The organism is Pseudomonadota bacterium, assembly GCA_037200975.1.
In the GTDB taxonomy this organism is placed as follows: domain Bacteria; phylum Pseudomonadota; class Gammaproteobacteria; order Steroidobacterales; family Steroidobacteraceae; genus CADEED01.
In genome coordinates this window covers 949,306-975,875 of sequence record JBBCGI010000001.1, presented here as the reverse complement: position 1 = coordinate 975,875, position 26,570 = coordinate 949,306, and the positions used below count along the sequence as shown (strand labels likewise).

The following is a 26,570-nucleotide window of genomic DNA, read 5'->3' as shown; positions in this document are numbered from 1 at the left end:
AAATCGTACCCACGTCGCTTGCCTTTGATTGTACGGTTGTACTATTGTCCGACAATCATGCCGGTGCTCGAATCCAAAGTCGATAGGAAAAGCGCGGAATTCGCGGCCAATGAGGCGGCCTTGCGTGGCCTGGTGGCGCAATTGCGGGCACGGCAGGCGCAGGTCGGCGCGGGGGGCGGCGAAGCGGCTCGCGCCAAACACGTGGCGCGCGGGAAATTGCTGCCCCGCGATCGGGTCGAGATGCTGCTCGATCCGGGCACTCCGTTCCTCGAGCTCTCGCCGCTCGCCGCCTTCGGCATGTACGGCGACGAGTCGCCGGGCGCCGGCATCATCACCGGCATCGGCCGCATCGCCGGCCGTCAATGCGTGATCGTCTGCAACGATGCGACCGTCAAGGGTGGTACCTACTACCCGATCACGATCAAGAAGCACCTGCGCGCCCAGCGCGTGGCCGAGGAGAACCGGCTGCCGTGTGTCTACCTGGTCGATTCGGGCGGCGCGCACCTGCCGAGCCAGGACGAAGTGTTCCCCGATGCGGATCATTTCGGCCGCATCTTCTACAACCAGGCCAACATGTCTGCCGCCGGCATCCCGCAGATCGCGGTGGTCATGGGTTCCTGCACCGCCGGCGGCGCCTACGTGCCCGCGATGAGCGATGAATCCATCATCGTGCGCAACCAGGGCACCATCTTCCTCGGCGGGCCGCCGCTGGTGAAGGCAGCCACCGGCGAGGTAGTTAGCGCCGAGGAACTCGGTGGCGGCGAAGTCCACGCGAAGATCTCGGGCGTGGTCGACCACCTGGCCGAAAACGACAGCCATGCACTCGGAATCGCGCGCGGGATCGTGGCGAGGGTGCCGGGTGGGGAAAGTGGGGAGAACGCGCCGCGCGTTCTCCCCACTTTCCCCACCCGGCACCCTCTCTATCCGCCCGAAGAGCTGTACGGCATCGTGTCGGCCGATGCGCGCAAGCCATTCGATGTGCGCGAGATCATCGCGCGCATCGTCGACGGCAGCGAGCTCGACGAGTGGAAGGCGTATTTCGGCACCACGCTGGTCACCGGATTCGCGCGCATTCACGGCATGCCGGTCGGCATCCTCGCCAACAACGGCATCCTGTTCTCCGAGTCCGCGCAAAAGGGCGCGCATTTCATCGAGCTGTGCTGCCAGCGCAAGATCCCGCTGGTGTTCCTGCAGAACATCACCGGCTTCATGGTCGGAAAAAAATATGAGAACGAAGGCATCGCCCGCCACGGCGCCAAGATGGTGATGGCGGTGGCCTGCGCGCGCGTGCCGAAATTCACCGTCATCGTGGGCGGCAGTTTCGGCGCGGGAAATTACGGCATGTGCGGTCGCGCCTACGCGCCGCGTTTCCTGTGGACCTGGCCCAATTCGCGCATCGGCGTCATGGGCGGCGAGCAGGCGGCGAACGTGCTAGCGACGGTGCGGCGCGATTCCATCGAAGCCAAGGGCGGCGCCTGGAGCGCCGGCGAGGAAGATGCGTTCAAGGCGCCGATTCGCGCCCAGTACGAGGAACAGGGCAATCCGTACTACGCTACCGCGCGGCTCTGGGACGACGGCGTGATCGATCCGGTGGATACGCGGATGTGCCTGGCACTGGGGCTCGCCATAGCCAATCAACAGCCGATCCCGGAGACGCGGTTCGGCGTCTTCAGGATGTAAGCACCGATGACCGATAAAACCCTCGAGATCGAACAGCGCGGCGCGGTGCGCTGGTTGTGGCTCAGCCGCCCGCAGGTGCGCAATGCGTTCAACGACGTGTTGATCGCCGAGATGGCAGCCGCGTTCGCCGCGATCGAAGCCGCCGCGGACACGCGCGTGGTGGTCGTGGCGGCGCGCGGCCCGGCCTTCTGCGCCGGCGCGGATCTCAACTGGATGCGCGCGATGGCCGGCTTCAGCCACGCCGACAATCACAACGACGCGCTCAAGGTGGCGCGCATGTTCAACGCGGTTCACGCCTGCTCGAAGCCGGTGATCGCGTGCGTGCAGGGTGATGCCTATGGCGGCGGCGTCGGGCTGGCCGCGGCCTGCGATCTCGTCATTGCCGCGGACAACGCGAACTTCGGCCTGTCGGAAGTGAAGCTGGGGATCGTCGCGGCCACGATTTCGCCGCACCTGGTCCGCGCGATGGGCGCGCGCCAGGCCGCGCGCTACATGCTCACCGCCGAGAAATTCACTGCTGCGCAGGCGCAGGCGCTGGGGCTCGTCCACGAGGTCACCGAACACGCGGCACTCGAGGCGCACGTCGAGCGGCAGGCGAACGCGCTGCTCTCGGCCAGTCCCGCCGCGCTGGCGGCGACGAAGCGGTTGTTAGCCGATGTCGTCGAGGCGCCACTGGACGACGTGCTGCTGGCGGCCACGGCCAAGTGCATTGCGGACGCGCGGGTATCGCCCGAGGGCCGGGAAGGCATCGCTGCGTTTCTCGAGAAACGTGCGCCCTCCTGGGTCCCCGCGAAGTAGCTCAACCGGTGTTTTCCAGGATCCTGATCGCGAATCGCGGCGAGATCGCCTGCCGCATTGCGCGTACCGCGCGCCGCCTCGGAGTTCGCACGGTCGCGATCTATTCCGACGCCGATGCCCATTCGGCGCACGTCGCGGCCTGCGACGAGGCCGTCCCCATCGGCGGCCCGCTGCCGCAGGACAGCTACCTGCGCGGCGAGGCGATCGTCGAGGCCGCGCGGCGCACCGGCGCCGAGGCTATCCACCCGGGGTACGGTTTCCTTTCGGAGAACGCAGAGTTCGCTGCCGCTTGCGCGCGCGCGGGTGTCGCATTCATCGGCCCCTCCGCACAGGCGATCGCCGCGATGGGCTCGAAATCCTCCGCGAAGTCGCTGATGGAAAAGGCAGGAGTGCCGCTCACGCCCGGGTACCACGGGGAGCGGCAGGAACCGGACTATCTGCAAGCGCAGGCCGAGCGCATCGGATTCCCGGTGCTCATCAAGGCCGTGGCGGGTGGCGGCGGGAAAGGCATGCGGCGCGTCGACGCGGCCGCGGACTTTTCCGCGGCGCTCGCCAGTTGCCGGCGCGAGGCGGCGGCCAGCTTCAAGGACGACCGCGTGCTGGTCGAGAAATACGTGGACCCCGCGCGCCACATCGAAGTGCAGGTGTTCGGCGACCGGCACGGCAACGCCGTCTATCTATTCGAGCGGGATTGCTCAGTGCAGCGCCGGCACCAGAAGGTAGTCGAAGAGGCGCCCGCGCCCGGCATGACGGCCGAACGACGACGCCGCATGGGCGAGGCGGCCGCCGCTGCGGCGCGCGCCGTCGACTATTCCGGAGCGGGCACCGTGGAGTTCATCGTCGCGCCCGATGGCGAGTTCTTTTTCATGGAGATGAACACGCGCCTGCAGGTGGAGCATCCCGTCACCGAGATGGTCACCGGCCTCGACCTGGTCGAGTGGCAGCTGCGCGTGGCTGCGGGCGAGCCGCTGCCGCTGAAACAGGCCGAGCTTTCGCTCACGGGTCACGCGATCGAGGCGCGTGTGTACGCCGAAGACCCCGGGCGCGAGTTTCTGCCGTCGATCGGTACATTGACGCACCTCGTGACGCCCGCGTCGTCCGCCGACGTCCGGATCGATACCGGTGTGCGCCAGGGCGATGAAATCACGCCTTACTACGACCCGATGATCGCCAAGCTCATCGTGCACGGCGCGACCCGCGCGGAAGCCATCGCGCGCATGCGCGCTGCGCTCGTGCAATACGAAGTCGTCGGCGTCGCGACGAATATCGAGTTCCTCGGACGACTCATGAGCGCGCCCTCGTTCTCGCAAGCCCGGCTCGACACGGCGCTGATCGAACGCGAGCGCGTACACCTGTTTCCGCCACCCGCGCCCGTGCCGCTGCTGGCGTGGAAGCTGGCCGTGCTGGCGTTCGTACTCGCGCAGCGCATCGCGCCCGATTCCTCGCCATGGAGCGATCAGCGCGGCTGGCGCCTCGCGGCGGCCGGAAGGCGGCGCTGGAAATTCCGCAGTGGCGACACGGCGATCGATTGCGGCCTGTCGTTCATGGATGAATCCATCGTGGTCGAGACCGGCAAGGACACCGCCGTGCTGTCCGGTACTCTCGATTCGGGCGCGCTGCATGCGAACGTGGACGGCCAGCAGATAGACACCCGGGTGCGAGTACTCGGCAACACCGTTCACCTGTTCCTGTCCGGCATTCACCACGTGTTCGGATGGCGCGATCCCTATCTACCGCCGGCGGAGGTGGCCGATCGTCACGGTGGCCTGACCGCGCCGATGCCGGGACGGGTGATCGCGATCCTCGTGCAGGAAGATGACCAGGTCGCTCGCGGAGCGCCCTTGATCGTCATGGAAGCCATGAAGATGGAACACACCGTGAAGGCGCCGGCGCCGGGCACGGTGATGCGCATTCTGTGCAAGGTCGGCGAGCAGGTGAAAGAGGGCGCCGAACTGCTGACTCTCGCGGATCCGCAAGCCCGCAGCGGCGGTGCGCCGGCTTCAGTCTCACAGGTCTCCGCGCATTAAGGTAGTTTGCTGCCGCATGACGTACTTGCGATCGACCGACCTGTTCGACCGCGGCCCCATCAAGGGCTGGCTGCCGTGGGGTGTACTGGCGCCGTTCCTGGGGCTGGCATTCGTCGTCGCCAGTCAGTTGGCGGGGATCCCGCTGATCGCACCGCTGGTCGCGCTCGATCCGCTCGGCAACCCGCTCGATGCGCTCGCTTTGTTCGCTTACACGCTGGTTCCGTTCGGACTGCTGGGGCTGGTCGTGCTCGCGTGGGTACGATTCGTCGAACGGCGTTCGTTCGCTTCGATCGGCCTGCGCGGCGATTCGAAGCCGAAGGTGTTCGCCTGGGGTCACGCCATTGGGATGCTCAGCATTCTCGGCATCGTTGCGTCGTTGTGGTTGGCAGACGGGCTGCATCGTACTGGCGAGCCGACCGCGTGGAGCTCCCACGCGTGGCTTGCCAGCATCGGTCTGCTGCTGATCGGCTTTGCCGTCCAGTCGAGCGTCGAAGAGCTGCTGTTTCGCGGCTGGCTGTTTTCGGTGCTGGCGAAGAAGTTCAGCGTGCTCGTCGGCGTCATCGTGAGCTCGCTGCTGTTCGCGTTGCTGCACTTCTCGCGCGGCGAACCGTGGCTGGTCAACGTCTGCGATCTTGCCTTCGGTGTGTTCGCCTGTGCCTGGGCGCTGCGTTATCGCAGCATCCTCGGTGTCATGGGCTGGCACGCCGGCTGGAACTGGCTGATGGCGGTGGGTTTCGGATTGCCGCTGACCGGCATCGACGTGGGCACGCCCGCGTTGTTAGTCGATCTGCAAGCGGCAGGCCCGGCATGGCTCACGGGCGGAGCGGAAGGGCCGGAGGGCAGCGTTGTCTGCCTGGCGTACTGCGTGCTGGCGACCGCGTGGCTGTTGCTCTGGCCGAAGCACAGCGAGCCTGCCAAAACTGATTGACGCGGTCAGCCCGGGAAATCGAGCATCGCGTCCTGAACGCTCGCGGGTTTGCCGGTGGCAAACGTCGCGCCCATGCCGCCACCCGTGTAGATGAAGCCGATCAGGTGATCGTCTGCCGCAAGACCCAACGCTCGCTTTACCTCGGTATCGTAGGCGGCTTCACCGGTCTTCCACGCGGCCGCATAGCCGAGCGTGTGCAACGCCAGCAGGATGTTCTGGGCCGCGGCACCTGCCGCGAGCAACTGCTCGATGGCTGGAACTTTCGTGCCGGGCACGATGCGGCACGCGACGATGATGATGAGCGGTGCGCGCATCGCCTTGTCGCGTTCGCGCTGCACATCGCCGGCGCTCAGACCAGGAATGCGCCGCGCGGCCGAGGCTGCCAGCAGTTCGCCGAACTTGCGGCGCTGATTCCCTTCCACCAGCATGAACCGCCACGGGCGCAGCCGGCCGTGATCCGGCGCGCGCACCGCCGCCTGCAGGACGGTGGCGAGATCGTCCTTGCTGGGTGCGGTTTCGCCATAGGTCTTGGCGGTGGCGCGGGTGTTGAGTGCCTTGAGTGCGTCCATTGTCAGACCAGCGAGTGATAGACGTTCTGCACGTCATCGTTCTGTTCGAGGCTGTCGATCAACTCGAGCACCTCGGTGGCCTGCGCCTCGGGTAGTTCGACCGGCGTCGTGCAGATGTATTCGTGCGCCGCCGAGATGGGCTGGATGCCGCGTTTCTCGAGCGCCTCCTGCATGCGGCCGAATTCGTTGAATTCGCAGCGCGCCACGATCTGCGGTTCGCCCTTCTCGCCGGTGCTGTCACCCATCTCGTCGAGGCCGTGATCGATCAGGTACAACTCCAGATCGTCGTGATCCATGCCTTCGGGCTTCAGTCGGAACACCCCCATCTTGCGGAACTGGAACGCGACGCTGCCGGTGCTGCCGAGATTGCCGCCACCCTTCGAGAAGATGGCGCGCACCTGGGCAACCGTGCGGGTGGGATTGTCGGTGGCGGCTTCGACGATGACGGCGACGCCGTGCGGCGCGTAACCCTCATAGATGATCTGTTCGTACGCGGTCGCGTCCTTGCCGGCGGCGCGTTTGATCGCGGCCTCGACCTTGTCCTTCGGCATGTTGAGGTTGCGGCTGTTCTGCACGGCGCGGCGCAATGCGGGATTGGAGTTGGGGTCGCTGCCGCCGGCCTTGACGGCCATGTTGATGTCTTTGGCGATGCGCGCGAATTGCTTGGCCATGCGGTCCCAGCGCGCGAACATCGTGTGCTTACGAACTTCGAATATGCGTCCCATAGGGCGCGGATTTTGGCAGCAACGTGGTAATTGGCAAGGCGTAAAAAGGGCGCAAGAACCCGGGCGCGGCCTCCAATAGGTGAATTCCTCGCGTAGAGCCAGGAGAAAGAGCCGGGGCGCGAGACAGCGCGGTTCGCGCTTGTTAGTGGGAAGAGGCGGGAGCGGGGACGTCGCGGGTCGGGATCGTGATGTTGCAGACGTCTATGTGATTGGCCGGGGTGAGAAACCACTCCTCGCGGCGATTGCGGCGGGACTCGACGAATCTGGACCACAGCGGGGTGTCGGTGCGCAGGACTTCGATCGCGGTGCGCTCGGCGGGCGGGAGATCGGCGGCGAGGCGGATCGATCTGATCGGGGTGCGTTGTTCGGATTTTTCGTAGAAGCCGAGTGCGCCGGTGCCGCGCGGCAGCGAGGAGAGGAGTTCCATTCCGCGCAGGATGCGGCCGACGGTGACGATGTTGCGATCGAGGTGACGGGGCGCCTGGCCGATCACCGTGTAGAGCTCGGAGCCGGCGCCGGTGTCGGGTGGGCTGTCGCGGCCCACGCCGACGATGCCGTAACAATGCGTGAGCCATGCCTGCCCCGGCGGCCTGGGGTCGATGCCGGTGGGGAAACCGTCGAGCCAGCCGGTTTCGGGTGCGTACCCGTCCGCATCCGGTAGTTTGACGAACGGCAGGCCGGCGCCCAGGGAGACTACGGACTCATCGGGCAGCTTTCGCTGCGCTGCTTCCGTCTTGCGCGTCTGATCCACGTCGCCCCATTGCACGACGTAGTTGTCCTGCACGCGCATCACCGGCAACCCGTCGAAGAATTTCTCGCCGACGAGTTGCTTGATGTTGGCGACGTGTTTGGGCGCGAAGCGCGGCGCGAGCTCGATGATCACGCGGCCGGTGGCGAGATCCATGTACAACGTGTTCGCCGGATCCGGCCGGCGCCAGTCGGATGCCGTGGCCGATTCGACGATCTGCGCGGTTGTCTGGGGCTTTCCCGAATCGGCCGCCGTCGCTGAGAACGCCAGCGTCCAGATGGCCAGAGCCGGCAGCACCATCGATCTGTTCACGAGTTCAGTACCTGTGATCGCCGATGCGCAGGGTGTTGGTCGCGATGCGCACCTCGATCAGGAACATGAGGAATGCGCTCGACAGGCAAACCATCGATGCAACGAACATGACGGCGATGACGCCGCCCACGGACATACGCGTGAATTCGCTGGCGAAGAGCAGCGTGACCACGAGGGTGGTGAGCAGGGCGGCAATGGTCGAAAGCGCGATCGCGATGTTCATGTAACGCGACCGGCGCCAGATCACACGCAGATCCTTGTCGATGCGCTTGAGTTTGACTTCGTCGGTGGCGCTCTCGCGTTGCTCCTCGAGCGTGCGCGCGCGGTCGACGATGCGCGCCAGACGCTGCGTGAGCATGCTCAGCGTGATGCCGACGCCGGAAATGAGGAACACCGGGCCCAGTGCGAGCTGGATCAGGTGCGCGACGTTTTCGGTTTGCAGGTCGACCCCGGTCATGGGGCGGCAGTCTGCCACAATTCGCCAAGGTCCGAGAACGTGCGGTGCCGCCTGAACTCGCCTGCCCGCGTCTGTCGGAGTCGATTACCTAACAAGAGATGGCTCGAGGTCCGTATCGACGTCACACACACACGCCGTACAGTTCGCGAAGCAGGGTGAAGTGAAGGTGGGCACGAAAACGTCATGGTCGACTACGGCATCAGCCGCCGATTCATTCAGCGCTTGTCGCGCGCGCGCCGGCCGCGGGTTTCGCGCCGCTCGCGGGCCGGCTTCTCGCCGCCCGAACCGACGCCCACATCGACGGCACGCCGACCGCCGTTGCCACGGCGGTCGTCGAAGTGGCGGAATTTACAGTTGCATTCCTCGGGATGTTCGCAGCCGGCGAGCGGCAGACGCGGAGCATCCTTCGACAGAAAACGCGTATTGCGGCACAGTGCCGCGGCCGCACAGCTGGAGGTCTGCAGTACGACGGTGACTGCATGCCATCGGGCGGGCGGCTTGCGCGGGGTTTCCACTACTCCAGACTACGCCGGTCGCGGGTGGCCTAATAACCAGCCTCCCGCGAACTGTGACTAACCACCTGCAAAAAGTTAAATCGGCCGCGTGGTAGCGAGGAATCCGTGGAGTACTTCACAGGCTGCGCCTAACTGGTGCAGACGGGAAGTTAGGGCGCGGCCGCCGGCTGCAGAAGATAGGGGCGCGACACGATGCGTGCCGCGCCCCGGGTAGTCAGGCCAGCAGCGCCTCGTCGACGCGCGAGGCGCGTTTGCGCTCGTGCTCCAGCAGCTTGCGCTTGCGGATGCGGATGTTCTTCGGGGTCACTTCGACCAGCTCGTCGTCGGCGATGAATTCCACGGCGTATTCGAGCGTGAGGTCGATCGGCGGTGTGAGGATCAGCGCGTCATCCTTGCCGGCGGCGCGGATGTTGGTGAGCTTCTTGGTCTTGATCGGGTTCACGACCAGATCGTTCTCGCGCGAGTGGATGCCGATGATCATGCCTTCGTACACCGCTTCGCCATGCGAGACGAACATGCGGCCGCGTTCCTGCAGCGAGAACAGCGAGTACGCCACGGCATTGCCGGGTTCGCTCGAGATCAGCACGCCGTTGTGGCGGTCCGGAATGTCGCCGGCCAGCGGCGCGAAGCCGTCGAAAATGTGGCTCTGCAGGCCGGTGCCGCGAGTGGCGTTCATGAACTCGCTCTGGAAGCCGATGAGCCCGCGCGCGGACACGCGGTACTCGATGCGCACGCGGCCGCGGCCGTCGTTCGACATGTCCTTGAGCTCGGCCTTGCGGCGGCCGAGGGCTTCCATCACGCCGCCCTGGTGGCCCTCGTCGATGTCGACGGTCAGCGCTTCGTAGGGTTCGTGCACGACGCCGTCGATGGTCTTGGTGAGCACGCGCGGCTTGCCGACGGCCAGCTCATACCCTTCGCGGCGCATGTTCTCGATCAGGATGGTCAGATGCAGCTCGCCGCGGCCGGAGACGCGGAACACGTCGGCATCGGCGGTTTCGTCGACGCGCAGCGCGACGTTGCTCTCCAGCTCGCGCATCAGGCGCTCGCGGATCTGGCGGCTGGTGACGAACTTGCCTTCCTTGCCGGCGAGCGGCGAGGTATTCACCTGGAAGCTCATGACGAGCGTGGGCTCGTCGACCGAGATCGGCGGCAGCGCGTCGTGATGCTCGGGGTCGCAGATCGTGTAGCCGATATGGACGTCTTCGATGCCGGTCACCGCGACGATGTCGCCGGCCACGGCTTCGGCGACCGATTCGCGCGCCAGGCCCTTGAACGTGAGCACCTGCTGGACCTTGGCCTCGCCCTTGTCCTCGTCGCCGTTGAGCAGCGCGATGGTCTGGCCGGCCTTGATCGTGCCGCGGCGGATGCGGCCGATGCCGATGCGTCCAACGTACGAGTTGTAGTCGAGCGTCGAGATCTGGAACTGCAGCGGGGCGTCCGGCTCGCTCTTGGGCGCCGGGACGTGATGCAGGATGGCTTCGTACATCGCGCGCATGTCGGGTTCGCGCTTGGTGTGGTCGGTGCTGGCCCAGCCTTCGAGCGCCGAGCAGTAGATGACCGGGAAATCGAGCTGGCGATCCGTGGCGCCAAGCTTGTCGAACAGCTCGAAGGTCTGGTCGACGACCCAGTCGGGGCGGGCGCCCGGACGGTCGATCTTGTTCACGACGACGATGGCATTGAGGCCGAGCGCCAGCGCCTTGCGCGTGACGAAACGCGTCTGCGGCATGGGGCCTTCGACCGCGTCCACGACCAGCAACACCGTGTCGACCATCGACAACACGCGTTCGACTTCGCCGCCGAAGTCGGCGTGCCCGGGCGTGTCGACGATGTTGATACGCGTGCCGCCGTATTCGATGGCGCAGTTTTTAGCCAGGATCGTGATGCCACGTTCCTTTTCGATGTCATTCGAGTCCATGACGCGCTCGGTGACTTTCTCGTGCGCGGCGAACGTGCCGGACTGGCGCAGCAGGCAGTCGACCAGCGTGGTCTTGCCATGGTCGACGTGCGCAATGATGGCGATGTTTCGAATGGGACGATTTGCCATAGGACTCAGGGGCTTACGCGGGAAGGGAGGGCGCAGGCCGGGATAAGGGGGCGCGCAGGGTACCAGAGTGGCGGTTAAACGCCAAAGACAGTGGTGCTGAAGCGGTGCCAGCAGTGGTGCCGGGGTGCAATTCTCGTAATTGAGCCTGCGTTTGCGCATGCGCCAACGGCGATGCAATTACGAGAATTGCACCCCGGCACCACTGCCGGCACCGCTTCAGGCGGGTTGGGGCTTCCAGTCGGGAAAGACCTTGGCGACGTGGCGCTGCTCGCGGATCACGTCGTAGCTGGTCGGGCCGCGCGACAGCTTGAGAATCACGCAATTGTCGTCGATTCGAAGGACCGTGCCGGTGACGGTGCAGCGCATGCCCGCCGTCAACACCAATGTGCCCTGCACGCGGGTATCGACCGCGAACGGACCGGTCGCCGATGACAGGCGCAGCCCGCACTCGGAGATTTCTTCCACGATGTAGTTAGCTCCCGCCACCGCCAGCTTCGCGCCGGAGGTGATCGGATACGGCAGCCGGAAGAATTCGCGGCGGCTGCTGAGCTTGGGCATGCGATACGTAGTGGCCACGACAAGACGATACGGGCAAACCCGGAGACTGCCAATCGGGGACTACCGCACCGAGTTCACGGTTTCGTCGTGCGCGGATTTCGACCGCACAGCGTTTGCCGCCACAGTGCCAAGTACTTCAAATAATGGCCGGTAAAATCGGGGCCACCCGTTCCGGGCGGCCCCTGTTTTACCGAATCGGCCGGCTTACCAGTTGTAGGTCATGCGGGCATAGACGAACCGGCCGTTGAAGCCGTACGGCGAATAGCGCGAATACGCCAGCGCGTTCGTGGCGTTGAGATTGGCCACACCACCCGGCGGGTTCGGCACCACGCGCGCGATCGGCAGGCGATCCGGGTACTGGTCGAACAGGTTGTCGGCGCCGAGCGCGAATGCCAGCTTGTCCTCCAGTAGTTTGGCGGTGAGCGCGAAATCCACCACCCAGTCGGGCTGGATGTGCAGATCGCGGATCGCCTCCTGGCCGTTGGCCACTTCCGGGGCGGTCGGTACGCCGGGTTCCGTGACGTTGCCGTAACGCGTGCCCTTGAGATTCACGCCGAAGTTCATGCCACCCAGCGGGATGCTCCAGTCAACGCCCAGGTTGATCTTGCTGTCAGGCGTTCCCTCTTCGAAGCTCAATGTGTTGATGCGCGCAAACAATACCGGCGGTGTGCAGGGCGCGGGCTGGCCGACGCAGATGTTGTCGATGACATTGGTGCTCGGCACTTTCTCGACCTCGGTGTCGTTCCAGTTGCCCGCCGCCACGAAATCGAACCTGCCGGCCTTTTCGCTACGCAGCACGTACCTTGCGACGAGGTCGATTCCCTCGGTCTTGGTCTCCACGCCATTGATGAAGAAGCGCGCGACGGTCGCGCCGAACGGTGAGATCAGCGCCGCCACCTGCGGTGTCTGCAGGTTTTCCGACAACACGATGCGATCGCGGATGTCGATGCGGTACGCGTCGATGGTCGCCTCGAAGCTGCCGAAGCGCAGCACCGTGCCCAGCGAGTAGTTGTTCGACTTCTCGGGATCGAGCGGCTTCGCACCGAGCGTGACGGCAACATCCGAGGTCGCCGGGAACGTGCCGACTTCGAACGGCAGGCCGCCGATGAAGTTGGTCGCGGTCGAGGTGAAGAACTCCTGTTGAAGTCCGGGCGCGCGGAAGCCGGTGGAAACCGCGCCGCGGATCGCGAATGCATCCGTGAAGTCGAAACGGCCGGCGAGTTTGCCGGTGACCGCCGAGCCGAAGTCCGAGTAGTGCTCGCCACGCACCGCGACACTGGCGAGGAATTTCTGCGTCAGCCGCGATTCGACATCGACATACGCGCTGTACGCGGTGCGGTGTTCGTCGAGCTCATTGCTCGGCTGGAAACCGGGAAAGCCCTGCGCACCCGCGGGTTGACCCGCGAGCGGTCCACGATCGTACGAAGCCGGTTCGCCCGCTTCGATGCCGTAGCCTTCACGGCGCGCTTCGATGCCGAGCGCCACGTTGACCGGCTCGGGCAGCGAGCCGACTTCGAAGCCACGCACGATGCCGGCATCGAAGGTGAACTGGTCGTAGTTCATCTCGCCCGCATCGAAGCTGGTTTGCGAGGCGGGGCCATACGACCGGTTGAGACTGTGCTCGACGCCGTACGTGACGGTGTTCGAGCCATACACCAGGCTCACATCCGCGTCCCAGCCGCCTAACTTGCCACGCACGCCCCAGCCGATCGCGACATCGTCGATGTCGGTGGTGATGAGCGGCAGGAAGCCGTCGGGATAGATTTCCGGCACGTTGCGCGCGTCGTTGAAGATGCGCGGGAACGCGGCGGAGTTCGCATCGCGATTCTGGTATCCGGCCCAGCCGTAGATAGTCCAGTCGTTTTCGAGCGGAATGCCCGCGTTGATATAACCGGTGATGTCGCGCACGTCGGCGTCGCCGTAGCGCGAAGTGACCGGCGAGCCCGGCACGCGATTGTCGAAATCGCCGCGGCTGGTCGGGTCGCGATCGCGATATTCGGCCGATAACGTGAGGAAGCCCTCACCACCGAGCGGCAGGCCGACCCAGCCCGATGCCGTGGTGGTGGCGCCGTCGTCTTCGTGACGCGAGCCGCGTTCGGTGTCGACGTTGGTGTCGTAGCGGCCATAGGTGAGCGAGGCGTTGCCGCCTTCGCGCGCTTCGCGCAGCCGCAGGTTGATCACGCCGGCGATGGCGTCCGAGCCGTATTGCGCGGAGGCACCATCGCGCAGCACTTCGACCGTTTCGATCGCGGCCAGCGGAATGGCGTTCAGATCGACGGCGGCCGAGCCGCGGCCGACCGAGCCGTTCACATTGACCAGCGCGGAGGCATGGCGCCGCTTGCTGTTCACCAGCACCAGCGTCTGGTCCGGTGAGAGACCGCGCAGCGTGGCGGGGCGGATGTGATCCGTGCCGTCGGTGATGGACGGGCGCGGGAAATCGAGCGAGGGCGCGGCGGTGGACAACGCCTCGGCGAGTTCGGTGGAGGCCGTGGACTGCAGCGCGCTGCTCGACAACACGTCGACCGGCGCCAGCGAATCGAGCCGCGTACGGCCCACGGCGCGTGTGCCGGTGACGACCACCTCGTCGATGTCTTCATCGGGAGTGGCCGCATCCTGGGCCATGGTGGGTGTGCTGGCGAGAACCCCGAGCGCGCTCGCGATGGCGAGCTGCAGCGGCGTCTTGCGAATCCATGAGTGATTGTTCATTGCGTTTCCTTCCTTAGAGAAAAATATTCAGCGTTAGAATCCATGCCCCTTGCCGGGAGGATACGCTACCGTGAGGTTCTTCAAATCCGACAACACCGCTGCGGTCAGCGAAGAGATCCTGCGCGCGATGAGTGTGGCAAACAGCGGCGCCGCGCTTGCCTACGGTGCGGATCGATGGTCGGAGGCGCTCGACCAGGTGTTCGGCGATTTCTTCGAAACGCGCGTGCGCGTGTTCGCGGTGTCTTCGGGGACCGCGGCGAACTCCCTGGCGTTGGCCACGCTCTGCCCGCCCTGGGGCACGGTGCTCACACACACCGAAGCGCACATCGAACGTGATGAATGCGGCGCGCCGGAATTCTTCACCGGCGGAGCCAAGCTGTCGCTGGTGGGTGGGGCGGGCGCGAAGATTTCGCCCGCGGATCTCGCCGTGCGGCTGGCGTGGTTCGAGCCGCACGTGCACGGCGTGCAGCCGCGCATGTTGTCGATCACCCAGGCAACCGAGCGCGGTGCCATCTACACGCCGGAGGAAATTCGCGCGCTTGCGGATCTCGCGCATGCGCGCGGCATGGCCGTGCACATGGACGGCGCGCGTTTCGCCAATGCGGTCGTGGCGCAGAAATGCTCCCCCGCCGAGCTCAGCTGGAAGGCAGGCGTCGACGTGCTGTCGTTTGGTGTCATCAAGAACGGCGGCATGAATGCCGAAGCCGTCGTGTTCTTCGATCCGACCCGCGTGGGCGACTTCGAGTTCCGCCGCAAACGCGCCGGGCAACTGGCCTGCAAGGGGCGATATGCGGCGGTGCAACTCACTACCTACCTCGAAAGCGGCATCTGGCGGCGCAATGCGGAGCGCGCGAATCGTCTCGCGGGGCGGATCGCCGCCGCCGCGCCGCAGCTGCTGAGCGTGCCGTTCGCCACGAACCAGGTTTTCATGCAGTTAGGCGACGAGCGCATCGCCGCGTTGTCGAAGGAATTCGGATTTTATCCGTGGGGGCCGGTGGGGTCGGGCGAGGCGCGGTTCGTGTGTTCGTGGGATACGCCCGAAGACGACGTGGACGCGCTGTGCGAAGCGCTGGAGCGGCTAAGTTAGGAGGAGTAGTGGCGGGAAGAGTGGTGCCGGGGTGCAATTCTCGTAATTGAGTGGCCGTTGGCACATGCGCAAACGGCCACTCAATTACGAGAATTGCACCCCGGCACCACTCTTCCCACCACTACTTAGCGGCGGAACATGAAGTAGGCGGCGCCCACGAGGCACAGGCCCGCCCACAGGAAGTCGAGCTTCAGCGGCTGCTTCATGTAGAAAAACGCGAACGGCACGAACACCGCGAGCGTGATCACTTCCTGCATCACCTTGAGCTGGCCCAGCGACAGCGCCGTGTAGCCGATGCGGTTCGCCGGCACTTGCACGAGGTATTCGAACAGCGCGATGCCCCAGCTCACCAGCGCGGCGATGATCCATGGCTTCGCCGCCATGTTCCTGAGATGGGCGTACCAGGCGAACGTCATGAAGACGTTCGAGACAACCAGCAGCCCCGCGCTTTGCGCCCAGGCGGGCAGGTTCACGCGCCGCGGTCCTGACTGACGTTGGCCTGCTTGAGCATTGTGAGTTCGGCGCGTAGTGAGGCCACTTCGGCCTCGAGAGAAGCCACGCGCGCGATGAGCTCGGTCTTGGTCGGGCCCTGCGGGGCGGACACCGCGGCGGGCGCGTCGGGATCGTCGCCGGTTGCAACCGTGACGGATTCGGGCAGCTCTTCGAACAACTGAGCCCAGCGCGAATCGCGCCTTCCGGGTTCGCGCGCGAGGCGCGTGACCAGCGCGCCGTCCGGGCGGGCGGCGAGCGTGGCGAGCGCTGTTTCGATGACGGCAGGATCCGGCAGCTCCGCCATGCGCGGTACGCGTGCGCGCAGTTCGCCCGGCGTCTGCGGCCCGCGCAGCAGCAGTTCGCAGATGATGGCCGTTTCCTGGGGCGTGAACTTGAGGCTGCCGAATTCCGTATTGCAGAAGATCTGCTGATATTTCGGCACGCGACTGCCAAACCCGGACTTCTCCACGACGAAGTGCCGACGGGACAATCCATCGACGACGAACTTGACGGTAGGTTCGTCCAGCTGGAGCAGGGGTTCCCGGTTGCTCTTCTGGTTGCACGCGTTGACGAGCGCGTTGAGCGACAGCGGGTACTGGTCGGGCGTGGTGATCTGTTTTTCGATCAGGCAGCCGATGATGCGCGCCTCGATAGCCGTCAGTCTGATGTTCATGTGCGAAGTATACTGGGCCGTGTCACGCCGACTGATCTTCCTGTGTGCCTTCGTGTTGCTCGCGGCGGCGTTGTTGTTCGTGCCGCTGCCGATTCCGCCGACCTATGTCGGCCGTACGCTCGAAAACGCCGGCCACACGCCGCTGTTCATGATCGCGACGTTTTTCGTCTTGTTCGTGTTGCGCCACGACCTGCGCATCGAGGGTGCGCGGCTGTACGGCCTGGCCGGCCTCATCGGGATCGGCGCCGGTCTTCTGAGCGAGATCATCCAGAAGCCGCTGCGTCGCGACGCCTCCTGGGAGGACGTCCTGGCGGACGCAGTCGGCGTGGCATGCGCGCTGGCGTTGTTCGCGTTGTTCGATCGGCGCGCCGCGATCGGCCGGGGGACGCGGGTGATGGCGGCGGTGATCGCGCTGGTCTGCATCTTCCTGTATCTGCAGCCGATAGTTAGCATGGCCCGCGCATACCTGCATCGTAACGGCCAATTCCCCGTGCTCGCCGATTTCACCTCGAGTAACGAGCGCTACTGGGTGGTCGGATATGGCGTCAATCGCGACCTCGTGCGCGGCGCGCTCGAGGTGGATTTCGATGCGGAGAATTTTCCCGGCGTGTCGTTGCACGAACCGGTGCCGGACTGGCGCGGGTTCAGCACGCTGGCGATCGACGTGGAAAACCCCGCGGCGATTCCGCTCGATCTCGGCGTACGGGTGCACGACCTGCGGCATGGCAAGACGTACTTCGACCGGTTCACCCGGAGCTTCGATTTGGGCGCCGGCGAGCGGCGCGTGCTCCGGATCCCGCTGGATGACATCCGCCGCGGACCTCGCGAGCGCCTCATGGATATGGGGCATATATCGGATATCACGCTGTTTCGCGGCGGCAGTACCGGGTCGCGGCGTCTGCGTATTTACACTGTGCGGCTCGAGTGACGCGTCACGTTGAACATAGCCTGCTGACAAGCGGCAACGAGGCTTTCCGGTTCGCGGTGCCGATGCCTATACTCACGCCCATGGAACCGATTGCCGACACCTTCGACGCCGCTTTTTCCAAGACCGTGGACCTCGCCAACAAGATGGCGGACAAGGACAAGGACGCGGACCTGTGGGACATCGCCGACGGCATGCTCGCCGGCGCCATTCAATACTGGTTGTATTCGCGTCAGCCCTGCGGCGATACGCGTTGCCAGGATTGCATGCCCATCAGCACCGCCGAAGGGCGCATGTCGGAATTGAAGCGCCTGATCGAGCAGCTCGCCTCCGAGAGCGAGTACTTCCACACCCCGACCGATTCGAACGCCGGCCGGGCGTAGATAGGGTGCCGGGTGGGGAAAGTGGGGAGAGCAGCTCTCCCCACTTTCCCCACCCGGCACCCTATCTACGCCACCGCCGTCGCGGCCGCTCCCTGCGTCGCTTCGGCCAGCGACTGCTCGAGCAACCCCAGGCCCTCCTCGAGCTGCGCTTCCGGAATCGTCAGCGGCGCGAGAATGCGGATCACGTTCGAATAGAGCCCGCACGAGAGCAGGATCAGCCCGCGCCGTCCGGCGGCCTGCACGACGGCCTTGGTCAGCTCCGCATCGGGCGCATCGGCCTTGCGGTTCTTGACCAGTTCGATCGCTACCATCATGCCGAGCGAGCGCACTTCGCCGATGCAGGTGAACTTGGCCTGCAGCTGCTTGAGCCGCGCCGTGAGTTTCGCGCCGACCTGCTCGGCACGCTCGTTGAGTTTTTCCTTCTCCAGCACCTCGAGCACCGCGAGCCCCGCGGCGCAGGCCAGCGGCGAGCCGGCGAAGGTGCCACCCAATCCGCCGACCACCGGCGCATCCATGATCTCGGCTTTGCCGATCACCGCCGACAACGGCACACCACCCGCGATGCTCTTGGCCACGGTCATGAGGTCCGGCTCGACGCCCGAATGTTCGATGGCGAAGGTCTTGCCGGTGCGCGCGAAGCCGGTCTGGATCTCGTCCGCGATCAGCAGGATGCCGTGTTTGTCGCACAACGCGCGCAGGGCGCGCAGGAACTCCGGCGGCGCGATGTAGAACCCGCCTTCACCCTGCACCGGCTCGATGATGATCGCCGCCACGCGCGCCGGATCCACATCCGCCTTGAATAGATTGTCCAACGCGGCCAGCGAGTCGTCGCTCGATACCCCGTGATAGGCCATCGGGAAGGGCACGCGAAAGACTTCCGGTAGCATCGGCCCGAAGCCCGCCTTGTACGGCTGCACCTTGCCGGTCAGCGCGATACACGCCAGCGTGCGGCCGTGAAAGCCGCCTGTGAACGCGATGATCGCGGAACGTTTCGTGGCATAACGCGCGATCTTGAGCGCGTTCTCGACGGCCTCCGCGCCGGTCGACAGGAAGATCGTCTTCTTCGGCGTCGGCCCCGGCGCGAGCTTGTTCAGAGCCTCGGCCAGCGCGATGTACGACTCATACGGCGTCACCTGGAAACAACCGTGCGTGATCTTCTCGAGCTGCGCGGCCATCGCCGCCTTCACGTGCGGATGCACGTGCCCCGTGTTCACCACCGCGATGCCGCTGGCGAAATCGACATAGCGGCGCCCCTCGACGTCCCACAGCTCGGCATTCAGCGCACGCTCGGCGTACACCGCCAGCGAATTGCCCACGCCACGCGGAATGGCCGCAATGCGTCGTTTATGAAGGTCGGCGTTCTTGCTCATGAGAACCTCGGACGTTGGCATCAAAAGTGAGGCCCGCAGTTTACGCTTAAGGTCTGCGTCCGCCGCATTACGGCTTGGGCTTGGGTCTCCACCCGCCCGTACTGCGCCGGCCCGCGCTGACCCCCTCGACCGACCCGGGAGGCCTCCCCCGGGCGCCGAACCGCCGCCGATGTAGGAGGGGTTCAGCTTCGCTGCGTTATGATTGCGCGCCCTCAGCGCCTGCAAGGATTCGAGTTTGTCCGAGATCTCTCCGAAGCCGCCCATCGTCACGGAAGTCGTGATCATTGGCGCCGGTCCCTGTGGGCTGTTCCAGGTGTTCGAGCTCGGGCTGCTGGGCATCACCTGTCATCTGGTCGACTCGCTCGGCGCACCCGGGGGCCAGTGCACCGAGCTCTACCCCGACAAGCCGATCTACGACATCCCGGCGCTACCCACCTGCGGCGCGCAGGAGCTGGTCGACCGGCTGCTGCAGCAGATCGCGCCGTTCAACGCGCCGCTGCACCTGGGCCAGGAAGTCGTTTCGCTCAAGAAGCGCGAGGACGGCCGGTTCGACGTGGAGACGATTCTCGGCACGCGCTTCGATGCGGGCGCGGTGGTCATCGCCGGCGGCGTGGGTTCGTTCCAGCCGCGGCGTATCGGCGTGCCGAACGCGGAACTGTTCGAGGGCAAAAGCATCCATTACCGCGTGCGCGACGCGGCGAGTTATCACGGCAAGAAACTGGCGATCTTCGGCGGCGGCGATTCGGCGCTGGACTGGGTGGTCGACTTCGCCGGCAAGGCCGCACAGGTCACGCACATCCATCGCCGCGCGGAGTTCCGCAGTGCGCCGGCGTCGGTCGCGAAGATGCGCATGCTGGTCGAAGCCGGCCAGGTGAGATACATCGAAGGACTTGCCGACAGTGTCATCGCCGCGGGCGACACGCTCACCGGCATCAACGTGAAAGGCAACGACGGCACGATGCACGCCGTCGATGCCGATCATGTGTTCGCGTTCTTCGGCCTGCATCCCAAGCTCGGGCCCATCGCCGAATGGGGGATGGAGCTCGAGAAGAAGGCGCTCAAGGTCGATACCGAAAAATTCCAGACCAGCGTTCCCGGCATCTTTGCCGTGGGCGACATCAATACCTACCCCGGCAAGAAGAAACTGATCCTGTCGGGCTTTCACGAGGCCGCGCTCGCCGCCTTCGCGATCCAGCATCACCTTTACCCCGCCAAGAAGCAGTTCCTGCAATACACCACCACCAGCCCGGTGATGCAGAAACGCCTCGGCGTTCCTCACTAGCTACTTCTCCAGGAGACACACATGAAAGTCCTTCGCTCACTCGCCATCGTCTCGCTGCTGGCCGTTTCGGGCGGCGCGTTCGGCGCCGACAAGGTCTGCAAGGTCGAGATCACGGGCACCGATTCCATGCAGTTCGACAAGAAGGAAATCGCGGTTGCCGCGGATTGCACCTCGGTCGAGCTCACGCTGAAACACTCCGGCAAGCTGCCGGCGCAGGCCATGGGCCACAACTGGGTGCTGTCCAAGACCGCCGACATGCAGGGTGTCGTGAACGACGGCCTGGGCGCGAGCTTCGCCGCGAACCACATCAAGCCGGGCGATGCGCGCGTGATCGCGCACACCAAGATCATCGGCGGTGGCCAGACCGATGTGGTGACGTTCCCGACCGCGGCGCTCAAGAAGGGCGAGGCGTACTCTTTCTTTTGCACCTTCCCCGGCCACTCGGCGCTCATGAAGGGCGCGTTCAAGTTCGGCTGAGCACGGCCGGATAGTGGACAGGCGCCTCGCCGACCTGCAGCAGCAATTCGAGCTCGAACGGCTCGAGGTCAACCTGTTCCGTGGCCAGAGCCGTGACACCGGCAGCCCGCAGGTGTTCGGCGGGCAGGTGCTCGGGCAGGCGCTGAAGGCGGCGAGTGCGACCATCGACGACTCGCGCAAGGTGCATTCGCTGCACGCGTATTTCCTGCGGCGCGGCGATTTCACCAAACCCATCGTCTACAGCGTGGATCGCAGCCGCGACGGCGGCAGTTTTTCCACGCGGCGCGTGCTCGCCATCCAGGACGGCGAGCAGATCTTCATCTGCTCGGCGTCGTTCCAGATCGAAGAGAAAGGCCTCGAGTACCAGGCGAGCGCGCCGCAGGTGCCGCCGCCCGAAGAGCTGCAGGCGCTCGCCAAACCGCCGCAGGCGGAGATCGACAAACTACCGGAGAAGCTGCGGCGCTGGCTCGCGATCGAACGGCCGTTCGAATTCCGGCCGGTGCAGACCTACAATCCGCTGCGCCCGGTGGCCTGCGAACCGGTGCGGCAGATCTGGATGCGCGCGGTGGACCAGCTGCCCGATGACGATGCTTTGCATCGCTGCCTGCTGGCGTACATGTCCGACTACTGGCTGCTCGACACGACCACGATGCCGCACGGCTCCTCGTTCCTGCGCGGCAACCTCATCATGGCCAGCATCGACCACGCCCTGTGGTTCCATCGCCCGGCGCGCGTCGACGACTGGCTGCTCTATTGCCTCGACAGCCCGAGCAGTTCCGGCGCGCGCGGCTTCGCCCGCGGCAGTCTCTATTCGCGTTCGGGCGTCCTCGTGGCGAGCACCGCGCAAGAGGGGCTCATACGGCTCGTGCAACCGCAGTCCTGATTTCATTCGCCGCGACCCTTGCGGGCGCGGCGGGCGCCGCGGCCGATGAACGCGATGCGCTGACCGAGCTCTGGACCGGCATGTACGACATGTCGGAGGAACTCATCATCGGGGCGGCACAGGATTCACCGCTCGCGCCTCTGACCGAACAAACGCGCGTGCAGATCGACGTGCGGCGCATCCAGCTTCCCTGGCTCGGTACCCACGTGTTGTACGTCGAGGAATTTCCGTACGACGAGCCCTTCGAGCTGCGCCGTCGCGTGTTGCTCTCCATCCAGCCGGATATCGCCGCCGACGGCACGCTGCATTTGCGCCAGTTCACGCGCAAGTCTGGTTCCGGGAATTCCGCGGCGCTCGGGCCGGACGACGTCGAATCGGTCGCAGGCTGCGATCTGTATCTGAAACGCGAGGGCGGGCAGTTTCGGGGCGGTACACGCGGCCGCGGCTGTCCGGGTTCCGCCGCCGCCGAGAAGCGCTGGCTCGACTATCGCGTCGTCATCGGCGATGGTCTGTTCTGGTATCGCAAGCGGCAGCTGGCGCTCGGCAACGACGAGCTGACCGAGGAAATCGCAGGCTTTCCGCACGTGGATCTGGAGGAGGCGCGCCTGTTTTCCTGCGCCATTTCCTGGGCCGCGCAAGATCATGCTGGCAAACGCAAGCCGATCGACACGGTGGAGTTGCACGATCGGGGCGGCCGCGCGCGTTTCCGCACGCCGGATGGCCGCGAACTGCAGCTCGAGCTGCATGGCCGGGACTGGCCGCTGTCGGAAGGGCGCGAATCGCTGGTGATGACGTTGACCGCCGCGCGCGGCGAGGGGGAAACCATCGCCTCGAGCTGGACTTCGCTCAACGCCGCGCGGGTCGGCATCGATATCGGCTGGCTGGCCATCGACTGCGCGCCGGTCGTGCCCGTGACCGGTGAGCAGGGTTCCTAGCTACCGAGCGTGAAGAGCCAGTGGAACAGGATGAACAGCATCCAGATTCCGAGGATGGTGAGCGTCGCGAACACCAGGATGATCGCGGCCGGAATCAGGATCAGCCCCCACTTGCTGCGTTTCGCGGTCCGGTGCGGAGTCTTCACCCAGCCTTCGAGCAGCGCCAGGTTGCGCGTCTGCGCCTTGAACACGAAATCGAAGATGTCGCCGACGAGCGGCACCGTGCCGACCAGGGCATCCAGCGCGATATTGCTGAGCATGTGCGCCTGAATCTCGGGCGGAGCGCGCAATCGCCGTGCCACGTGTAATGCATAGACCGCCACCAGCGCGCCGACGAGGTCGCCGAGGCCGGGCACGAGGCCGAACAGCGCGTCGAGACCGAAACGGAAACGTGTGCCGGGAATGCCGAACGCCTGATCGAACAACACCGTGAGCATGCGCAGACGTTCGAGGCCACGCCTGCCGTCTTCGCTCCGGGCGTCCATCTATCTAACTACCCGCGGGTTTGCCGAGCAGGGCCTCGACTTCCTTCTCGAGCGCCGGGTTGAAACGGGCCGGATCTTCCATCATGAGGAAATGCCCGTCCCCGGCGAGTATTACCTGCCGGAACTTCGGCAGCAGCTTGCGGATGCGCACTTCGTTCACCGGCTCGCCCAGGTCGGAGTTGATCGCGACGATGGGCACGGAGACGTCCTTGAGCGGCTCGGCGAAGTCGTATTCCAGGATCGCGCGCAGCGCGGGGATGCCGACCCGCGGCGGCGACAGCGACATGTCGTAGGCGATCTTCTGCTTGAGCTGCGGGTCGGCATTCGCAGCGAAGAAGTGCTCGCTGACGATCGAGCGCGTGTTGCCGATGAAGTCGGCCTCGAACGGCTTGATGATGGCGTCGACCTGCGCCCTGGTCGGCAGCGGCGCGCCGATCGACTTGAACGTATCGACGCCGATGATGCCGATGACCCGGCCCTTGAGCAGGCGCGCGGCTTCGATCGCGACATTGCCTCCCATGGAATGCCCGACCAGGATGAGCTGCTGGTTGGGCACGGCCGCCAGCGCCGTCGCCACGTCCTGGCCGAAGCGCGCCATCGTCCAGTCGCTGCGGTTGCCGTCGGTGCCGCCGTGGCCGGCGAGATCGACGGTGACCAGCGTGTACTTCTGCTTGAACAGCGGTACCTGTTCGCGCCAGTAGTTCGAATCGCAGGACCAGCCATGGATGAACACCAGCGCGGGTTCGCCCTTGCCGTACATGCGGTATTGCACGTGTACGCCGTCCGGCGCGATGGCGATACGCGGTGCGCCCTCGCTGGGTCCGGATTTGTCCTCCGCGGCAGGCGCGGCGGCGGGCGTTGGCGGTTGCTGCCTGCTGCAGGCAAACAGCGAAACGGCAGCCGAGACGGCGAAGAAGGCGAGCAGGATTTTGCGCATACGCGCGACTCTAGGCGAACGAGGCGACGTAGTCACCGATGGGCATCGAGGACGTGAATCCCGGGCTCTCGATGCCGAGCAGGTTCACGAGGCCCGGCAGGCCGTGGTCGGCCGTCGTCTCGATGCGGAAATCGGGTTGCGGTTCGCCGGGGCCATGCAGCTTGGGGCGAATGCCGGTGTAGTCGGGCACCAGCGCGCCGTCGGCGAGCCTGGGCCAGTAACGGCGGATCGCGTCGTAGAACACCGCGCCGCGCGCGACGTTCACGTGGTAGTCGATGTGATCTATCCACTCGACGTCCGGCCCGAAACGCACGCGTTTGCCGAGATCGAGCGTGGCGTGGATGCCGAGCCCCGCGGCCTGCGGCACGGGATAAATCAGGTGGTGGAACGGCGAGGTATGCGCAACGGTGAAATAGTTGCCGCGCGCGAGATGGAATTTCGGGATGCGATCGCGCGGGTAGCCGTCGATCTTCGCCAGCAACGCCACCGCGTCGAGCCCGGCGCTGTTCACGACAAAGCGCGCTTCGAGTTCGGTGGCGCTGTCTCCGCCGGTCTTCACGAGAAAACCCTGTGCCGTACGAGTGAGGCTCTCCACGCGGCAATTGGCGACCAGCGTTCCGCCGGCGTTCTCGAAATCGCCGTGCAGCGCGTGCATGTATTCGTGTTGATCGACGATGCCGCTGGTCGGGCACAACAGCGCGGCACTGCAGCGCACCTCGGGCTCGAGCTTCAGCGCCTCCGCCTGCGAGATCAGCCGCACTCCGTCGACGTCGTTGGCGTGCGCGCGTTCGAGCAGGTGCTGGAGAACTTTTTCTTCTTCGGCGCCATTCGCGACGATGAGCTTGCCGCAGTTGTTGTGCGCGACGCCGCGCGCGTCCAGGTACGGATACATGACGCGATTTCCCGCCACGCAGAACCGCGCCTTGAAACTGCCCGGTGCGTAGTAGAGGCCGGCGTGGATGACGCCGCTGTTGCGCGCCGAAGTAATCGTGCCCGGATGCGCTTCGGCTTCGAGCAGCAGCACCTCGCGCCCCTGCAATGCGAGCGCGCGCGCCACGGCGAGCCCCACGGCCCCCGCGCCAATGACCACACAATCTACCTGGTCAGCCATGCACGCAATGTATCAGAGGCCTTGCGGAGGCTTGAGGACCTTGCCCGGATTCATGATGCCGTTCGCATCGAGCGCCTTCTTGATGGCGCGCATGACGTCGAGCTCCACCGGATTGGCATAGCGCTCCAGCTCGAACACCTTCAGCTGTCCGATGCCGTGTTCCGCGGAAAAACTGCCGCCGAAGTCGCGCACCAGGTCGTGGATGGCGCGTTTCGCCTTTACTTCGACGGCCTGCAGCTGCGCCACGAGCGCGCCCGGCCGCTGATTGATGTTGAAGTGCAGGTTGCCGTCGCCGAGATGTCCGTAGGCGACGAGCACGCCCTGCGGAATATGCTGCTCGACCCACGCGCCGGCGGTAGCGATGAACCGCGGCACCTGCGAGACCGGCACGGAGATGTCGTGCTTGAGGCTGGCGCCATCCTTGCGCTGCGCTTCGGGAATGGATTCACGCAGGCGCCAGAAGGCTTCGCGGTCTCGCTGGTTGAGCGCCAGGGCGGCATCCAGCACCCAGCCGGATTCGTGCGCCTCGCCCAGCGCCTTTTCGAGCAGGGCTTCGAGCGGTTCGTTGGCGCGCGACGAGGACAGCTCGCACAACACGTACCAGGGCGAGGGCGCGGGGAGCGGATCGACGACGCCCGGGATGTGGCGCGCGGTCAACTCCACCGCGATCCGCGGGATGAGCTCGAAGGAACTCACGCAATCGCCGCTGGCGGCGCGCAACGCGCCTAACAGGGACACCGCCGCATCGGGGTCGCGCACGGCCGCGAACGCCGTGGCGAACGAGCGCAGCGCGGGATAGAGCTTGAGGCAGGCCGCCGTGATGATGCCGAGCGAACCTTCCGCGCCCAGGAACAGCGACTTCACGTCGTAGCCGGTGTTGTCCTTGCGCAGCCCGGTCAGTGTGTCCATGACACGGCCGTCGGCCAGCACGACTTCAAGGCCGAGCACGAGTTCGCGCGCCATGCCGTAGCGGATGACGTTGAGGCCGCCGGCGTTGGTGGAAAGATTGCCGCCCAGCATGCAGCTGCCCTCGCTGCCGAGCGACAGCGGCAGGTAACGGTCGGCTTCGGCCGCGGCAGCCTGCAGTTTCGCGAGGATGCAGCCCGCCTCGGCAATCATCGTGTAGTTAGTCGTGTCGAGCGCGCGTACCCGGTTGAGCCGCGCGAGCGACAGCAGCACCTGGCTGCTCGAGGCGTCCGGAGTCGCGCCGCCACAATATCCGGTGTTGCCGCCCTGCGGCACCACTCCGACCTTGTGCTCGTTGCACCAGGCGAGCACGCGCGCCACCGCGGCGGTATCGGCCGGTGCGATCACGGCCACCGCGTGGCCGCGGTACAACGCGCGATGATCGCGCAGCATCGGCGCAATGACCGCCGGGTCGGTCAGCAGGGCCGGCGGGTCGAGGAGCTCGGCCAGCTGACGCGGAATGGAGTGAAGATCGTTCACGCGCGCATGATAACGCG

Annotated in this window: 26 protein-coding genes; 11 read left to right on the top strand and 15 right to left on the bottom strand. The window is 65.6% G+C overall.

Features of this window, described 5'->3' with window-relative positions; genetic code table 11:
• Window positions 1-57: 57 nt before the first annotated feature.
• The 4 genes from WDO72_04365 to WDO72_04350 are packed head-to-tail and all read left to right on the top strand — an operon-like array spanning window position 58 to window position 5,433.
• Window positions 58-1,680 (top strand): carboxyl transferase domain-containing protein, encoded by a 1,623-nt coding sequence (locus WDO72_04365; GenBank protein ID MEJ0084887.1) that lies wholly within the window; start codon window positions 58-60, stop codon window positions 1,678-1,680.
• A gap of 6 nt (window positions 1,681-1,686) precedes the next feature.
• Window positions 1,687-2,478: an enoyl-CoA hydratase-related protein gene (locus WDO72_04360; protein MEJ0084886.1), complete on the top strand. Its 792-nt coding sequence runs from the start codon at window positions 1,687-1,689 to the stop codon at window positions 2,476-2,478.
• Between the two features lie 8 nt (window positions 2,479-2,486).
• Window positions 2,487-4,505: an acetyl/propionyl/methylcrotonyl-CoA carboxylase subunit alpha gene (locus WDO72_04355; protein MEJ0084885.1), complete on the top strand. Its 2,019-nt coding sequence runs from the start codon at window positions 2,487-2,489 to the stop codon at window positions 4,503-4,505.
• Between the two features lie 16 nt (window positions 4,506-4,521).
• Window positions 4,522-5,433: a type II CAAX endopeptidase family protein gene (locus tag WDO72_04350; GenBank protein ID MEJ0084884.1), complete on the top strand. Its 912-nt coding sequence runs from the start codon at window positions 4,522-4,524 to the stop codon at window positions 5,431-5,433.
• A 5-nt stretch (window positions 5,434-5,438) separates the two neighbouring features.
• Here the strand turns inward: WDO72_04350 and WDO72_04345 are convergent, their stop codons facing one another.
• The 8 genes from WDO72_04345 to WDO72_04310 form a co-directional block, all read right to left on the bottom strand.
• Window positions 5,439-6,002 carry a nitroreductase gene (locus tag WDO72_04345; protein MEJ0084883.1) on the bottom strand — a complete coding sequence of 188 codons (564 nt, stop codon included), beginning with the start codon at window positions 6,000-6,002 and terminating at the stop codon, window positions 5,439-5,441.
• 2 nt (window positions 6,003-6,004) lie between these two features.
• A complete protein-coding gene (locus WDO72_04340) occupies window positions 6,005-6,727 on the bottom strand; it encodes a YebC/PmpR family DNA-binding transcriptional regulator (protein ID MEJ0084882.1) in 723 nt (240 codons plus the stop codon).
• Window positions 6,728-6,869: 142 nt separating this feature from the next.
• The gene (locus WDO72_04335) at window positions 6,870-7,787 is read right to left on the bottom strand and encodes a peptidylprolyl isomerase (GenBank protein MEJ0084881.1); all 918 of its coding nucleotides are present in this window, start codon (window positions 7,785-7,787) and stop codon (window positions 6,870-6,872) included.
• Window positions 7,788-7,791: 4 nt separating this feature from the next.
• Entirely contained in the window at window positions 7,792-8,244 is a 453-nt protein-coding gene (locus tag WDO72_04330) for a DUF2721 domain-containing protein (protein ID MEJ0084880.1), read from the bottom strand.
• A 215-nt stretch (window positions 8,245-8,459) separates the two neighbouring features.
• Entirely contained in the window at window positions 8,460-8,759 is a 300-nt protein-coding gene (locus tag WDO72_04325; GenBank protein MEJ0084879.1) for a hypothetical protein, read from the bottom strand.
• A 214-nt stretch (window positions 8,760-8,973) separates the two neighbouring features.
• Window positions 8,974-10,803 carry a translational GTPase TypA gene (gene typA, locus WDO72_04320; protein ID MEJ0084878.1) on the bottom strand — a complete coding sequence of 610 codons (1,830 nt, stop codon included), beginning with the start codon at window positions 10,801-10,803 and terminating at the stop codon, window positions 8,974-8,976.
• A 216-nt stretch (window positions 10,804-11,019) separates the two neighbouring features.
• A complete protein-coding gene (locus tag WDO72_04315; GenBank protein MEJ0084877.1) occupies window positions 11,020-11,361 on the bottom strand; it encodes a PilZ domain-containing protein in 342 nt (113 codons plus the stop codon).
• 204 nt (window positions 11,362-11,565) lie between these two features.
• Window positions 11,566-14,067 (bottom strand): TonB-dependent receptor, encoded by a 2,502-nt coding sequence (locus tag WDO72_04310; protein ID MEJ0084876.1) that lies wholly within the window; start codon window positions 14,065-14,067, stop codon window positions 11,566-11,568.
• 70 nt (window positions 14,068-14,137) lie between these two features.
• Between WDO72_04310 and WDO72_04305 the strand changes: the two genes are divergently transcribed.
• A complete protein-coding gene (locus WDO72_04305; protein ID MEJ0084875.1) occupies window positions 14,138-15,154 on the top strand; it encodes a beta-eliminating lyase-related protein in 1,017 nt (338 codons plus the stop codon).
• A gap of 125 nt (window positions 15,155-15,279) precedes the next feature.
• Here the strand turns inward: WDO72_04305 and WDO72_04300 are convergent, their stop codons facing one another.
• Window positions 15,280-15,621 (bottom strand): DMT family protein, encoded by a 342-nt coding sequence (locus WDO72_04300; protein MEJ0084874.1) that lies wholly within the window; start codon window positions 15,619-15,621, stop codon window positions 15,280-15,282.
• A 2-nt stretch (window positions 15,622-15,623) separates the two neighbouring features.
• Complete coding sequence (locus tag WDO72_04295) at window positions 15,624-16,319, bottom strand: DUF480 domain-containing protein (GenBank protein ID MEJ0084873.1); 696 nt, start codon at window positions 16,317-16,319, stop codon at window positions 15,624-15,626.
• Window positions 16,320-16,338: 19 nt separating this feature from the next.
• Here WDO72_04295 and WDO72_04290 point away from each other — a divergent pair, with 19 nt between their 5' ends.
• Together WDO72_04290 and WDO72_04285 are read left to right on the top strand one after the other, a co-directional pair.
• Window positions 16,339-17,247 (top strand): hypothetical protein, encoded by a 909-nt coding sequence (locus tag WDO72_04290; GenBank protein MEJ0084872.1) that lies wholly within the window; start codon window positions 16,339-16,341, stop codon window positions 17,245-17,247.
• An 80-nt stretch (window positions 17,248-17,327) separates the two neighbouring features.
• Window positions 17,328-17,627 (top strand): hypothetical protein, encoded by a 300-nt coding sequence (locus WDO72_04285; GenBank protein MEJ0084871.1) that lies wholly within the window; start codon window positions 17,328-17,330, stop codon window positions 17,625-17,627.
• Window positions 17,628-17,692: 65 nt separating this feature from the next.
• Here the strand turns inward: WDO72_04285 and gabT are convergent, their stop codons facing one another.
• A complete protein-coding gene (gene gabT, locus WDO72_04280) occupies window positions 17,693-18,997 on the bottom strand; it encodes a 4-aminobutyrate--2-oxoglutarate transaminase (protein ID MEJ0084870.1) in 1,305 nt (434 codons plus the stop codon).
• 202 nt (window positions 18,998-19,199) lie between these two features.
• Between gabT and WDO72_04275 the strand changes: the two genes are divergently transcribed.
• The 4 genes from WDO72_04275 (at window position 19,200) to WDO72_04260 (ending at window position 22,574) form a co-directional block, all read left to right on the top strand.
• Window positions 19,200-20,279, top strand: a complete 1,080-nt coding sequence (locus WDO72_04275) for an NAD(P)/FAD-dependent oxidoreductase (GenBank protein MEJ0084869.1) — start codon at window positions 19,200-19,202, stop codon at window positions 20,277-20,279.
• A 21-nt stretch (window positions 20,280-20,300) separates the two neighbouring features.
• Entirely contained in the window at window positions 20,301-20,756 is a 456-nt protein-coding gene (gene azu / locus WDO72_04270) for an azurin (protein ID MEJ0084868.1), read from the top strand.
• A gap of 10 nt (window positions 20,757-20,766) precedes the next feature.
• On the top strand, window positions 20,767-21,639 hold the full coding sequence (gene tesB, locus WDO72_04265) for an acyl-CoA thioesterase II (GenBank protein ID MEJ0084867.1): 873 nt from the start codon (window positions 20,767-20,769) through the stop codon (window positions 21,637-21,639).
• Between the two features lie 89 nt (window positions 21,640-21,728).
• The gene (locus WDO72_04260; GenBank protein ID MEJ0084866.1) at window positions 21,729-22,574 is read left to right on the top strand and encodes a CpcT/CpeT family chromophore lyase; all 846 of its coding nucleotides are present in this window, start codon (window positions 21,729-21,731) and stop codon (window positions 22,572-22,574) included.
• Here the strand turns inward: WDO72_04260 and WDO72_04255 are convergent.
• From WDO72_04255 to WDO72_04240, 4 genes are read right to left on the bottom strand one after another with little or no spacing between them, the layout of a single operon-like run.
• Window positions 22,571-23,059: a DUF4112 domain-containing protein gene (locus WDO72_04255; protein MEJ0084865.1), complete on the bottom strand. Its 489-nt coding sequence runs from the start codon at window positions 23,057-23,059 to the stop codon at window positions 22,571-22,573. The two genes, WDO72_04260 and WDO72_04255, sit on opposite strands and share 4 nt — an antisense overlap.
• Before the next feature lie 4 nt (window positions 23,060-23,063).
• Window positions 23,064-23,996, bottom strand: coding sequence for an alpha/beta hydrolase (locus WDO72_04250; protein ID MEJ0084864.1), 933 nt, complete (start codon window positions 23,994-23,996; stop codon window positions 23,064-23,066).
• A gap of 10 nt (window positions 23,997-24,006) precedes the next feature.
• The gene (locus WDO72_04245) at window positions 24,007-25,107 is read right to left on the bottom strand and encodes an NAD(P)/FAD-dependent oxidoreductase (GenBank protein MEJ0084863.1); all 1,101 of its coding nucleotides are present in this window, start codon (window positions 25,105-25,107) and stop codon (window positions 24,007-24,009) included.
• 12 nt (window positions 25,108-25,119) lie between these two features.
• A complete protein-coding gene (locus WDO72_04240) occupies window positions 25,120-26,553 on the bottom strand; it encodes an FAD-binding oxidoreductase (protein ID MEJ0084862.1) in 1,434 nt (477 codons plus the stop codon).
• Window positions 26,554-26,570 lie beyond the last annotated feature (17 nt).